9 protein-coding genes are annotated in these 12,284 nt (G+C 62.9%); all 9 read right to left on the bottom strand.

Annotation, left to right across the window (positions count from 1 at the left end):
• Nucleotides 1–2: 2 nt before the first annotated feature.
• The 9 genes from pgaB to DK870_RS00160 all read right to left on the bottom strand — a co-directional run bounded on the left by pgaB (nt 3) and on the right by DK870_RS00160 (nt 12,185).
• The gene (gene pgaB, locus DK870_RS00200) at nt 3–2,000 is read right to left on the bottom strand and encodes a poly-beta-1,6-N-acetyl-D-glucosamine N-deacetylase PgaB (RefSeq protein ID WP_161547595.1); all 1,998 of its coding nucleotides are present in this window, start codon (nt 1,998–2,000) and stop codon (nt 3–5) included.
• Between the two features lie 12 nt (nt 2,001–2,012).
• Nucleotides 2,013–4,493: a poly-beta-1,6 N-acetyl-D-glucosamine export porin PgaA gene (gene pgaA / locus DK870_RS00195; RefSeq protein WP_161547593.1), complete on the bottom strand. Its 2,481-nt coding sequence runs from the start codon at nt 4,491–4,493 to the stop codon at nt 2,013–2,015.
• Nucleotides 4,494–4,794: 301 nt separating this feature from the next.
• A complete protein-coding gene (locus DK870_RS00190; protein ID WP_161547590.1) occupies nt 4,795–6,291 on the bottom strand; it encodes a YdgA family protein in 1,497 nt (498 codons plus the stop codon).
• A gap of 148 nt (nt 6,292–6,439) precedes the next feature.
• Nucleotides 6,440–7,072: a hypothetical protein gene (locus tag DK870_RS00185; protein ID WP_060755500.1), complete on the bottom strand. Its 633-nt coding sequence runs from the start codon at nt 7,070–7,072 to the stop codon at nt 6,440–6,442.
• 95 nt (nt 7,073–7,167) lie between these two features.
• On the bottom strand, nt 7,168–8,610 hold the full coding sequence (locus tag DK870_RS00180) for an efflux transporter outer membrane subunit (RefSeq protein ID WP_161547588.1): 1,443 nt from the start codon (nt 8,608–8,610) through the stop codon (nt 7,168–7,170).
• A complete protein-coding gene (locus tag DK870_RS00175) occupies nt 8,607–9,497 on the bottom strand; it encodes an efflux RND transporter periplasmic adaptor subunit (RefSeq protein WP_060755498.1) in 891 nt (296 codons plus the stop codon). Before DK870_RS00175 ends, DK870_RS00180 begins: the two co-directional genes overlap by 4 nt.
• Nucleotides 9,494–9,703 (bottom strand): DUF1656 domain-containing protein, encoded by a 210-nt coding sequence (locus DK870_RS00170; RefSeq protein WP_060755497.1) that lies wholly within the window; start codon nt 9,701–9,703, stop codon nt 9,494–9,496. Before DK870_RS00170 ends, DK870_RS00175 begins: the two co-directional genes overlap by 4 nt.
• Nucleotides 9,700–11,778, bottom strand: coding sequence for an FUSC family protein (locus DK870_RS00165; RefSeq protein ID WP_161547585.1), 2,079 nt, complete (start codon nt 11,776–11,778; stop codon nt 9,700–9,702). The genes DK870_RS00170 and DK870_RS00165 overlap by 4 nt, the downstream gene beginning before the upstream one ends.
• The gene (locus DK870_RS00160; protein WP_161547833.1) at nt 11,775–12,185 is read right to left on the bottom strand and encodes a MarR family winged helix-turn-helix transcriptional regulator; all 411 of its coding nucleotides are present in this window, start codon (nt 12,183–12,185) and stop codon (nt 11,775–11,777) included. Before DK870_RS00160 ends, DK870_RS00165 begins: the two co-directional genes overlap by 4 nt.
• Nucleotides 12,186–12,284: the final 99 nt, after the last annotated feature.

Below are 12,284 nucleotides of genomic sequence, written 5' to 3'. Positions count from 1 at the left end.
GATCAAGGATTCCACTGGTTGGAAAGGGCCGGACGCACGGTTTTCAGGGCCGGTGAGTTTTCCAGGAAGTTGTCCGGGTAATAGCCGAAGCTCTTGACCCCCTGGCGTTTGAGTACCCCCATCCATTCAGCCATTTGCGCACCGTTGATGTCGGTCGCCTCTTTAGTACGCCAGTCTTTGGCTTGCAGCTCGAACACCGTGCGTTCAAGCGCGCCGGGGCGGGCTTTGACCGTGGCAACCAGTTTCTCCAGCCAGGCATTGGAGTTTTTCTGCGTTTGGCCTTCCATCAACGGCATGGCCATCGGCGCGGTCCAGTCATAGGTCTGGAGGAAGTCGTCGAGGTTCTGCGCAAACCAGGCTTCGCTTGGCGGGTTAAGCATCGGCTCGGCGAAGATATTGCGCGCGGTCAGCACCTGCGGCCCGCCAATGGCGCGGACCTTGGCCGTCAGTTCATTGGTAAAGTCGATCAGGTAGCGGCTCTTGAAGCGGGTCCAGCGTTGCATCACCGCAGGGTCGGCGCGCAGGGCCGCGATGCTGCCGGGCAAGCCGTTGGCGGCATAGGTCTTGAGCGCAGCGGGGCTGGCGTCTTCGAAATCCGACAGCACCGCATCATCGTGGTACAGCACGCCGTCGATGGCACTGTTGCGTGCCAGGTCCTCATAGAGCTCACCGATGACCTTGCGCACCTGGGGATCAAATGGCGACAGGCGTTTGTATTGATCCGGGTCGAGACCGACCTTGCCGGTCTGCGGATCCCAACGCGTTACGCGGGGCAACTTGGGGTCGAGGGCGAAGCTCAGCACCGGCATCCACGCATAGACGCTGGCATGGGCGCGGGTATGCAACTGCCAGGACACGCGGTTGAACAGGTCGGCACGGACCGGAAGGTGACGATTGGGGAAGTACAGCGAACGCACCAGGCCGTCACCCTTGGGGTCGGCGAAGGCTTGCAGGAAGACGGTGCCCGCACCCATGTCCACCACGCGCTGCACCAACTGGTCGAGGTTGCGCGCTTGTTGGGCCGGGTCCGGGTCATACACGTTATCCAGGTCCACGTGCAGCACGCGCAACGGCGCCGGGGTCTGTACCGCGACGATGCTGTTGGCGAAGTGTTCGCCATCCGGGTCGGAGGCGACGAGGAAGCGCGGGCTGTTCATCAGCTTGCCGAGGTCATCGATGCCGTCGTCCAGGGTCAGCGCCATCTGGTAACCCTGCTCTGCGACGAGCGCCAATGTAGTGCCCTTGGCCGCACCGTACGGCCACACCCAGACCCGTGGCGCCTTGCCGGTGACGGTCTGGATTTTTTTCGAGATGGCGGCGATATCGGCACGCATCCGCGCATCGAACTGCGCCTGGGTTTCATAGCGGCCCGTGGCCGGGTCAAAGCGCAAGCTGGTCGCGGCCGGCTCCAGGTTGCCCTGAGGGTTGGCCAATATGCCTGTGTGGCTGGCGTCAGTGTGTGCGGCAATCTCCACCAGCCCGGACTGGGACACTTCCCGGATTTGCTGCCAGGTGAGGAATTCTCCGCGCGGCCGTGGCATCCCGGCGAAATCCACCGGCTGATTCATCGGCGTATCAATCCAGTAGCCTACCGGCGCCAGCAACGCCGGCCAGTGGTAGGCGCGCAGGATCGGCATGACCCGCGTGTAAAAGCTGGAATAACCATCATCGAAACTGAGCATGACAGCCTTGGGCGGCAGTTCGGGGCCGCCCCGGCGCGCCGCCAGGATCTGGTCGACGGAAACCGCCTGATAGCCGTTCTCGCGCAACCACGCCAATTGTTCGATCAAACGCTCGGTACGCACCGCCACCACGGCCTGGTCGGGGTCGCGGTCGTTAACGTCGTGGTAGGCAATACCCAGGAAGTGGTTTTTCGGCCACGGCGCTTCGTTGGGCGCTATCGGCCGTTCGGCGGGCGGGGTGTAGGGCGCGGGTTGCTGGGCGCAGGCGCCGGCCAGCATTACACCCAGGATCAACAAGCAATGGCGGAGGACGGTCATGGTCGGCTCTTTCTAGAATCGGTAAGTGAGGTCGACGAGCAGACGCAGATCGCGTTCTCGGTCGCCGTCGTAAGGGCGGCTGATCAGGCTCAGGTTGGCACCGACCTCCAGCACATCGTTCCAGAGCAGGCGCTGGCCGTAGCCGATCAAACCGATACCGCCGGTGGAATAATCGCGCTGGCTGTAGGTACCGACACCGACTTGGAATTGCTGGCTCCACTGGGTTTCATAGCGGTGGTAGAGCACATGATTGACCGTGACCGTGGGCAACACGGTGAAGTCCGACTTGGGGTTGAAGTACACCGTGTCGCTCTTGGTGTTATGGCTGGCGCCGACTTCCAGGCCCAGGTCGACTTGCACATGGGGCGAGCTGTAGAGGCCCTCGCGGCCCGTGAGCAAGGCTTCGAGACGGTCGTTGCCGTCACTGAAATGGGACGGGCTCACGGCCAGCTTCCACTCACGGCTTTCGTTGGCACGCCAGCGGATGAAACCGCTGCCGCCATTGGCGGTGATGTCGGCATTCAACGCCCGCAGCGGCGTCGTGGCCAGGAGGTAGCCGAGGCTGCCGCCGTATTGCCAGTTGTCGTTGATGTCGCGAGCAATCGACACGCTCGCGCCTTGTTTGGAACCAAAGCCGTAGGAGTGGTTGGACACCTCGGCTTGCAGGGTCATGTCGCGGGTACGCCGCTCCACGCCGACACGTTGCCAACGGTGTTGGCCGGTGCCTTCGCTGAAGTCGGCGGTGGCGTAGCCGGCCCCTGCGAACAGGCGCCAATCTTCATCGATGGGCGGCGTGTAGATCACGCTTTCAATACCCCAGTCGCGGCTGCCGCTCACGGCGCCAACGTCGCCATTATTGCCGCCGCCGTAGCTTTTGCCGGTGTAGGCTTCCACGCGCAGCTCGGCCATGTGGTGCACATTACGCAGACGGTCAAGGCGCTGTACCTGGCGGTTGTCCGGGTTGCGCGCCAGCACGTCGTCGGTCAGCGCATCCATTTGCCGCCACTCTTGCAGGTCCATGGCGGTATAGGCCTGGGACACTTCCAAGCCGATATCTCGCGGCGCCTGGGCTTCGGTTTCCTTGAGCGCCGCCTCGGCGCGGCGCGGCCAATCGCGGGCACGGTACATATTGGCTTGGGCCAGCTGCAGGCTGACGTTGCCGGGGGCTTTTTGCACCAGTGCTTCAAGGCCGGCTTCGCTGTCCGGCAGGTTGCCGGTGAAGGTGCTGGCCTGGGCGGCCAGTTGTTGCGCGTCCATCCAGTTGTCGTTGGGGTTGCCGATGGGCAAGCCTTTGAGTTCCTGGCGGGGGTTCTGGCTCTTGGCCAGGTTGTTGGCGACGTCGCGGGCCTCCAGGGCTTTGTCACTTTCCACCAGGGCGTAGAACAGCGCGGTGCTGTCTTCGACACGGTCGGCCGGGTCGGCATCCGGCGCAGCCAGTGCCTGGCGGTACAGCGGCTCGGCTTTTTCCGGCTGGCGCTGGTCGAGGTAAGCGGCGGCGACCCAACGGATGGCGTACGTCGGCAATTGCACGCCCTCGCCTTGCAGGGTTTGGTACTCGCGGATCACCTCGGCGGTGCGTGCCCGCGCCTTGAGGGCTCCCAGGCGGTCGATGCGCCAGCCCACCACATCGTCATGGGCACTGGCGTCCGGCGTCCAACGGGCCAGCAGTTGGTCGTAATCGTTGAGGGCACGGTCGGCGATCACATAACGCTCTTTCTCGCTGCGCGTGGCGAACTCGGCCATCCGCACGCGCTCGGCGGCGAGATCACCTTCCAGGCGGCGCTGGGTCACCGCATCCAGCACCCCCGGATGCTTGGCCGACAGACGCAACGCCGGTTCCGGCAAGCGGGCCCTTTGCAGAGCAACCATGTATTCGCGGATCACCTCAGGCTTGCTACCTGCGAGCACGAATGCCTTGTCGAATTCATTCAGGGCATCGTAGTTCAGGCCGGCGCGGGTCAGCGCGTAGCCCAAGGCCATGCGCCGGTTGGCGTCATCCGGCTTGGCGGCCACCAGCGCACGGGTGCGCAACAGCGCTTCGTTGGTTTGGCCGGCGTCGGCCTGGGTCAGGGCCTGGCCCAGTTTCAGGTCGACATTATTCGGCTCGCGCAGCAGCGCCTGCTGGTAGACCGCCAGGGCCTGCGGCCACTGCTTCTGGTTGCGATAAGTACGGGCCACCGTGGCCAGTGCCTGGGTCGTCAGGTTGCGATGTTTGCCTTGGGCTTCGTACACCTTCAGCACTTCGGCGTCTTGCCCGGCCCAGCCGGCGATGACCAGGTGATCGCTGATCTGCCCCGGCGTCTGTCGCTCGACGGGCAGTTGGCGCAGTTGGGTCAGGGCGGGCGTGAAGTTGCCGTTACGCGCTTGGATGATCAGCGCATCGTAGGCCGGATCGGCCAATGCGCAGGCGGGGATGAGCAACTGGCTGCACAAAGCGGCGCCGATAAGCAGACGTAGACGGCCTGGCGCACTGAGAGGGAGGTTTCGCAGCATGTCGTGAGCTTCCTTACACACGGAAAGCTACAACGATAGGTGGTCCTGAGCAGTTTGCATCAGGGTGTCGGCGTCTAGTGACCCGACCTAGCTTTCCTGTAGGAACTATCCATCAGAAATGTAAGGAAAAGACCTGGCAGGAACAATTGTTCAGAATTAGCCGTGCAGGTGGGAGGGGGCTTGCTCCCGATAGCGGTCCTCCAGTCACCAATGCACTGGCTGAGCTACCGCTATCGGGAGCAAGTCGAATCGTCGCACCGCCCCTCCCACATTTTTTTGACCGTGCTCGCAACCTGTAAGGTTATTGAGCGCGGTTGACGGTGCCGAATTTAGCCATGACAAAGCCGATGAATTGCTCGACGGTCATCTTCTGGCCGTTGAAGGTCACTTCATTGTTGGCGTAATGCAGCTTGGAGACTACGTCGCTACCGACCAGGGTCGCCAACTGAGACCCAACGGCCACGCCACTGACCGTTTCGGCCGTCATCTGCGATTGCTGTTCGATGGTTTGCGGGTCAGTGACACCGCCCACCTGGGCCTGCAACGCCGCCACGTCCGCCACCATCGGCTTGGATAGGGTCAGGTTGGCATCCAGCAAGGCCACCATCTGCTTGCCCAGTTCAACCGGCGGCAGCTCCATGGAGGCCGGTTTGGCCAGGTCCACGACCAGGTTGAATTTGCTTTCGCCGTGGGTGGTTTTCAGTGACAGGTTTTCCACCGCCAGTTGTGGCTTGGCGGCCAGCACCTGGTTGACGTTGGTTTCAGCCAGGGTCTGCTCGGCTTCGGTCAACTGCAGTTCAGGCACTGGCTGGCCGGCAGCGGCGGCGGCTTGCACCGGCTGCATCTTGTCCTGGTAGAGCTTGGTCAGCACCAGCATCGCCGGGATATCGACGTTCTTCATACTCAGGGCCATGGCCGCCGAACCAACAGGTTTGCCCTGGTAACCGATCTCGTCGATTTTGTAGTCGACACGGCCGGCCAGGTTGTTGTCCTTGGTTTCGCTGGTGTCTTTCTGCTCGAAGCCCTTGAGGGTCAGCACGGCTTTCTGCGGGCCGAAGGTGACTTTGGTGTCGGTCAACTCAACCGTGTTTTGCCCGGTGTAGAAGCCGAAGGTGGACTTTTGCAGGTTGCTGGCCACGGTCAGGCCGGCCAGCTCGGCTTCGAACGGCTCGCCATTGCCGTCGATGGCGCTGACCTTGAGGCTGTTCATGTAGCCGTTGGCCTTGACCTTCTGGCCTTCGGCGGTGCTGTCGAAGTCCAGGTTGGCACCGGAGAAGCTCACCGAGGATTTATCGTCCTTGATCTCCAGCGGCAGCAACTCGAGGTTACCGCTGACCGAACGGCTGTAGCCGATATTGGCCACGCCTTTGAGCGGCGACACGTCTTTGCTGGCAGCGAACCATTTTTCAGTGGTGGCGTTCTTTTCCAGAGCGTAGTGACTGGTCGCCATGACCGGCAGCCACTTCAGCGTGACCAGGCGCGAGAACGGCAGGGGGCCGTGTTCGATATGGTCAACGAACAGCAACTCGGGGTTCGGGTTGTCCTGGCCGAATACCGTGCCCTGCCCCTTGAGGCGGTAGTGCGCGGTGCTGCTGAACACGCCGCGCTCCAGCGACACCAGCTCCAGGCTCACGTTGCCGTCGACGCCGGCCATGGCGGTCTGCAGTTCCTTGTTGGCGTTCTGGATCGCGGTTTGCAGCACCGGCTCCAATTGCTTACCGGTGTACCAGGCACCGCCTGCACTGACGGCACCGATCGCGACAACAAGACCCAAGAAAACAACGGCTGGCTTATTCATGAAGTGACCTGATCAAATCCTGTGAGAAGTGGGCTGTCTTCCTTGAACCCCGCAGGGGTTGGCTCAAGCCCGCCGAAAACGGGGGAAGATTAGCACTGGCGGCCGCGCACGGCCCAGTTTTCTCAGAGCGATCAAGTCCGCACTTGGTTCAGGAGTACTCCATATCGATCTCATCGAGTTGGTGATCAAAGCTCTTCAGGCGCGCCGTCCAGGTGTAGACCAGCACCTCGAATTCACGGTGGATCACAGCATTGCCCGGGGTGTCGACCTTGGGATCACAGAAGTCCAACTGGTAGCGCTCGCGGGCCATCTGGTTGGCCACGTCCGATAGTTCCCGGGCGTTCTTCAGCCAATGCCTGCCGTCGGCGACCTGCCGGTCGAGGACCACGCACTGTTTTTTCAGGGCTTCGAGGCTTTTTTCCAGGGGTGTGCCGGTGAGTTCGCCCATGACTTCCTGGAAGGTGCGCCCAGGCTGCCAGTAGCTGCCCCAGAAATAGCGGTCGAACACGGTTTCGACGCGGCGCAGGGCGACTTTGGTGTCCCAGATCGCCACGCGGGTCTTACCCTGTTCGAGCAGTTTTCGCTTCACCCGTTGGCCTTGGTACGACGCCCAGGCCACCACGCCGATGGACAAGGTGCCGATCACCAGGCAGGCGCTGTCGAGGAACACCATGGCCTTGTCGAGTTGATGCGCGAGCATGACACCGTAGAAATAGGCAGCCGATAACAGCACCAGCGCGAAGAGCACGCACCAGAAAGCGGGAGCATAAGGGTTTTTCATTATTGGAATCCCCATGAGCAAACGCGAGCAGTGAGCCGCGGGCGCCCCTGGTTGGAAAACCACGGGGGCCCGCCTGTCAAAGCATAGCTATTTGCTCAGGGTTTGCTGGCTGGCGCCGCTTGCGTTCGTCCGCTTTCCCAACCACCGCCCAAGGCCAGGAACAGGTCGATCTGGCTCATGGCAACCTGAGTGTTCGCCGCCGCCAGTTGCGCCCGCACGTCGGTGTAGGTACGGGTGGCTTGCAGGTCCGCGAGGAACGATGCACGACCGGCCTGGAAGAAGCGGTGTGTCTGCTCCGAAGCCACCTTGGCCGACGCGCCGGCATCGGCCAGGGCGTCGCGGCGTTGCAACTGCGCCGTGTATTGCGCCAGGCCGGTCTGGGTTTCGCGGATGGCGTTAAGCACCACACCGTCAAAGTGCGCAAGAGCGCCCTGGGTGGCGGCTTCGGCCTCGTGAATGCGCGCCCGCGCGCCGTTGGTCGGTACCGTCCAACTGATCAGCGGGCCAAAGCCCCAGCGGTTGGTGGGCGCCGTGCCCAGGTCATCCAGAATACCCACGGTGCCCACGGTGGCACCGATACTGATGTCCGGGTACAGCGCGCCGGTGGCCACGCCGATCCGTGCGGTGGCGGCGGCCAATTGGCGTTCGGCCTGGCGGACATCCGGGCGACGCTTGAGCAGCGCGGCGCCGTCACCCACCGGGAGCAGTTGGGCGATGTGCGGCAGCTCGGCGCACGTGGCGGTGCCGGCCGGCAATTGGTCCACCGGCTTGGCCAGCAACATCGACAAGCGGAACAAGCCCGCCTGCCGCGCCGCGGTATAGCGCGGCATGTCGGCGCGCAGGGATTTGTATTGGGTCTGCGAACGGGTCACCTGGGTTTCATCGCCACGCCCGGCGTCGCGCAGGCGCTGGGTCAGCTGGGTACTTTGGCCCTGCAGGTCGAGAGATTCGTTGGCAATCGCCAGCTCTTCGTTGGCGGCACAGACCTGGGTGTAGGAACGCACCACGTCGGCCACCAGGGTAATGCGTGCGATATCGGCGGCGGCTTGGGCCGCGTCGGCGCTGGCTTGGGCGCTTTCGATGCCGCGTTGCAGAGTGCCGAACAGATCAAACTGATACGAGGTGGTGATACCGACGCTGCCGATGTTCGACACCGGGACTTTTTCCGGGAGCAGAAACGCCTCGCCGGACTCCTGCAAGCGCTGTGCCTCGGCCTTGACCCCGGCATTCCAGCCACCGGCGGATTCAGCCTCCTGGGTCTGGTAGCGAGCACGCTGCAGGTTGGCGGCAGCCACCCGCAAGTCGGTGTTGGAGGCCATGGCCTGACGCACCAGCTCATCCAGGCGCGGGTCTTTGTAGAGTTTCCACCAGTCGGCCGGCACCGGCGCCGACACCACGTTGTGCCCGTCTCCCGCGAGCGGTCCTTGCAGGTCGCTACGGTTGACGGCCGATTGTTCCGGCAGCTGGTAATCCGGGCCTACCGCTTGGCAGGCCGACAGCAACACCCCCAACGCAGCGGTTGCCAGAAGCTGCTTCATGGCTTGGCTCCGTCTTGAGGTTTGTCACCGATGATCGACACCGTGGCCGTACGCCCGGCGATCATGCGGAAATCCGCCGGTACGTCATCAAAGGCAATCCGCACCGGAATCCGCTGGGCCAGGCGCACCCAGCTGAACGCCGGGTTGACGTTGGGCAGCAGGTTGGAGCCGCTGCTGCGGTCGCGGTCCTCGATCCCGGCAACAATGCTCTGCACGTGCCCGCGCAGACGGGCGTTGTCGCCAATCACGCGGATATCCACGCCCATGCCGACGTGGATGCCGTCGAGCTTGGTCTCTTCGAAATAGCCATCGATGTGGAACGAATTGCTGTCCACCACCGACAGTACCGGGCGCCCGGCGGTCACGAACTCCTGGGTGCGTGGCGCCCGGTCGTTGACGTAGCCGTCGACCGGGCTGCGGATCACCGAGCGGTCGAGGTTGAGCTGGGCCGCGTCCACGGTCACTTGAGCTTCGGCCAGGGCCGATTGGGCGCGGGCGACGCGGGACTGGCTTTCTTCCAGTTGCTCGCTCGGCACCAGGTTGCCCAGGCCGCGGTTACGCTTGTACTCGCGCTGGGCCTGGGCCAGGGTTTCCTGGCGGTCGGCCACGGCCGCCTGGGCCTGGCGCAGAGCCAACTTGAAACGGTCCTGGTCGACAGCGAACAGCACCTGGCCCTTGGTCACCAGTTGGTTGTCGCGCACGTCGACTTGCTGGATCAGCCCGGACACGTCCGGAGCGATCTGCACGATGTCGGCACGGATATGCCCGTCACGCGTCCAGGGCGCAAACATGTAGTACATGACCATGCGCCACACAACGACGACCGCAAACGATACGATCAACAGCGTCAGGACTACACGGCCGATGGTCAAAAAAGGTTTTTTCATGTCATCAGGTATCGACTGAGTGAGTCCACGGCGCCCAGCAACAGCGCGTAGAGCCCCACATTGAACAATGCCCGGTGCCAGACCAGGCGATAAAAGTGGACACGGTTCAACAGCCCGTGCACCACTAGGAACAACCCATAGGTAATGCCCATCAGCACCAGTAGCGTGGGCAGGAACACCCCGCTGATATCCAGATCACCGATCATAAAGGCGCTCCATCAGGCAACGGCGCTTGCATTTCGCTGCCCCCAATAAATTCCACGCCGGGCAGCAACGACAGGCGCAAGCCGGCCAGTGCATGCAGCAGATGCAAGCGGGTGTCGTCTTCGTCTTGCAGGCCCTGGCCGTTGAGGGCGCGGCGCGTGCGGTCCAGGGTCATCAGCAGACCGCTGGGCGCGGGCAAGCGTTCACCGGCCTTCAGGCAGGCCTTGAAGTAACCGCCCACGCCTTCCACCACCTGGTTGAGCAACACCCGGGGTACGCCATAGACACGCGGCGCGTAGGCCAACAGGTCGAGCAGGTTGAGGGCCACGCGCAAATCGCGCAGAGCGGTGCCGGTGTCCTGGTTGATCAGGGCCAGGCGCGGCAAGTGCTGCATCAGGCGGTCGAGCATTTGCACGGCCATGTGCCGGTGTTCGGCCAGGGTCGCAGGCTCGGTCAGGCTGACGATGTCGCGCCAGCTGAAACGGGTCAGGCGCTTGGCCGCCAGTTCGGCGCCGAAGGGCCGTGCGATCAGCGTCCACACAAAGGCGAACAGCAGGCCTACGGGCCCGGCCAGGTTGACGTTGGCGAAGTTGAGGAAGTCTGCATCATAGGCGCCCTGGATGCTGATGAACGACGAGGTGTTCACCAGCGTCAACAACATGCCCAGGTAGAAACGCGGTTGCACCGTCAGCGTGCCGATGCAGATGAATGGCACGGCAAACGCCAGCACCAGCATCGGGAAATCATGCAGGTTGGGCAGTACCAGAAACAAATAGAGGCTGGCGAACAGCACCGACATCGCGGTCCAGAAAAAGAACCGGTAGATCTGCGGCGCCGGGTCGTCCATCGAGGCGAAAAAGCTGCACGCCACGGCGGCCAGAATCACCGCGCTGCCGCCGTCGGTCCAGCCCAGCAAAATCCACAGCACCGACGCGACGATGATCGCGGTGACAGTGGAGAACGCCGAGTAGAACATCAGGCCACGGTCGAGAAACGGCGTGAGCCGGCCCAGGCGCCAGTGGCGGTACACGGCGCGCCAGGGCTCCTGGCTTTCGCACTGGATGGCGGCTTGCAGGCTGCGGCAGTCCTGCCACAGGTCGACCCACTCGGCCAAACGATACAGGGCGTTGGAGAACAACAACGAGTGCCGGTCATCCAGCGCGTCGCCCTGGGGTTGCTGAGCGTCGATCTGATCACGCAGGGCGCGCCAGCTTTCCAAGGGCGCGCTTTGCTGGGTGGTTTCCAGCCATTGGCGGGCCGCTTCAAGCACGGGCGTGAGGCGCTCGAGAAACTCCGAGGCGCGGTGTTCGATGGCATACAGCGCATCGTCCAGGGCATCCACCACCGGCAGCAGGTGGATCATGCGCCCACGCAGCTCCTTGGTGTTGCGCACCGTCTGCGGCCGCGCGCCTTCGTGGGGCAGCTGGCCGATCATCAATTCAAGGGTGTTGAAGGTGGCAACCATACCGCTGCGCAAAGTACTGATCTGTTCGGGATCCACGTTGCGTGTCAGAAAACGCTGGCTATAGACCTGGGCGTCGGCAAACCACTTGGCCACCGAACCATCGAACACCGGCATCAGGCGCCGCGGCCAGAACATCGCGCCCACCACCGCCGCCACGGCGATACCGAGGAAGATTTCTTCGGTACGCGCCTCAGCCACGTCCCACACCGCCAGCGGGTTATCCACGACCGGCAAGGCGATCAGCGGCAAGGTGTAGCCGGCGAGCATCAACGCATAGTTATTCGCGGTACGCAGGTGCATGGACAGGAACAGCAAAATGCCCGTCCAGAGTGCAATCACCACCACCAGCACATAGGGCGACTGCACGAACATCGGCACAAAAAACACGGCCGCCGCGGCCCCCATCAAGGTGCCGATGGCGCGGTACAAGGCTTTGGAGCTGGTGGGGCCGACAAACGGGCTGGAGACGATATACACCGTGGCCATCGCCCAATACGGACGCGGCATTTGCATGAGCATGGCGATATACAGCGCGATCATCGATGCCGCGAACGTACGTACCCCGTAGAACCAATCGCGGGCCGGCGGCATGCCGGTAAAAAATCCGTTCAAAGCGACGCCGCCTCAAAGGCACGCAGCACTCGCAGCGCGGCTTCCATGTCACTGTGGGGAATATCGGCCAGTACGTCATGGCGCAGGCGGACCAGTTGCGCTTCCACGGCTTCCACCAACTCACGGCCACGCTCGGTGAGGCTCAACGCCTTGGCGCGACGGTCGTGAATGTCTTCGGTACGGCACACATAGCCGCCGCTGCACAGCTGGTCGAGCAGGCGCACCAACGACGGGCTTTCCATACCGGAGGCCTGGGCGACTTTGACCTGATGCACACCGTCACCCAGGCGGCCGATCATCAACAGCGGCACGGCGCAGGCTTCGGAGATGCCATAGCTCACCAGCGTGGTCTGGCAGATTTTGCGCCAATTACGGGCGCCCACCACCATGCTGCTGCTGAGGTTCATCTGGAGTTGTTCGAGGGCTTGGGACACTGGATAGTTCGCATACTGTTAGTTTGCTAACTATCAATATGGTGGATCATTCGAATGTCGTCAAGTTTTGAT

Source organism: Pseudomonas sp. Q1, from assembly GCF_009935975.1.
GTDB lineage: Bacteria > Pseudomonadota > Gammaproteobacteria > Pseudomonadales > Pseudomonadaceae > Aquipseudomonas > Aquipseudomonas palleroniana.
The sequence above is the reverse complement of the archived record's forward strand: the minus strand, read 5'-3'. Positions and strand labels throughout refer to the sequence as shown.

Bases quoted from the DNA above. Each gene is read 5' to 3' on its own strand.
- DK870_RS00185 (WP_060755500.1), bottom strand. From the start codon at position 7,072: ATGAAAAACCCTTATGCTCCCGCTTTCTGGTGCGTGCTCTTCGCGCTG.
- DK870_RS00160 (WP_161547833.1), bottom strand. From the start codon at position 12,185: ATGAACCTCAGCAGCAGCATGGTGGTGGGCGCCCGTAATTGGCGCAAA.
- DK870_RS00190 (WP_161547590.1), bottom strand. From the start codon at position 6,291: ATGAATAAGCCAGCCGTTGTTTTCTTGGGTCTTGTTGTCGCGATCGGT.
- DK870_RS00180 (WP_161547588.1), bottom strand. From the start codon at position 8,610: ATGAAGCAGCTTCTGGCAACCGCTGCGTTGGGGGTGTTGCTGTCGGCC.
- DK870_RS00175 (WP_060755498.1), bottom strand. From the start codon at position 9,497: ATGAAAAAACCTTTTTTGACCATCGGCCGTGTAGTCCTGACGCTGTTG.
- pgaB (WP_161547595.1), bottom strand. From the start codon at position 2,000: ATGACCGTCCTCCGCCATTGCTTGTTGATCCTGGGTGTAATGCTGGCC.
- DK870_RS00170 (WP_060755497.1), bottom strand. From the start codon at position 9,703: ATGATCGGTGATCTGGATATCAGCGGGGTGTTCCTGCCCACGCTACTG.
- pgaA (WP_161547593.1), bottom strand. From the start codon at position 4,493: ATGCTGCGAAACCTCCCTCTCAGTGCGCCAGGCCGTCTACGTCTGCTT.